The organism is Tessaracoccus sp. OH4464_COT-324 (assembly GCF_003932855.1).
Taxonomy (GTDB): Bacteria; Actinomycetota; Actinomycetes; order Propionibacteriales; family Propionibacteriaceae; genus Arachnia.
In genome coordinates, this window is sequence record NZ_RQYZ01000200.1 from 1 (window position 1) to 282 (window position 282).

A 282-nucleotide genomic window follows, 5' to 3' on the forward strand; every position below is an offset into this window, starting at 1 on the left:
TCATCCCCAACCTCAGGCTTGGTCGGAATGTAATCGCCAGGCAGCAACATGACACGCACCGTGTACTTCTCACCTGCACCCAACACCGGCAGCTTCTCGAACAAGTACTTACCGCTCGCATCAGTCGTGACATCGCCAACGAGATCACCGTTGACGTTCATCACCGGCTGACCATCCGGACCCACGATCGACAACACCGCACCGACAATCGGGCGATCCGTAGCATCCTGCAGACCATCCTTGTTCACATCGAACCACACATAGTCACCCACCGAAACCTCG

1 protein-coding gene is annotated in these 282 nt (G+C 56.4%); it reads right to left on the minus strand.

Going from position 1 to position 282, the window contains the following annotated elements:
• Positions 1 to 272, minus strand: a 272-nt coding sequence (locus tag EII42_RS12780) for an SdrD B-like domain-containing protein (RefSeq protein ID WP_233558430.1), incomplete at its 3' end; no start/stop codon positions are given.
• Between the last annotated feature and the right edge of the window lie 10 nt (positions 273 to 282).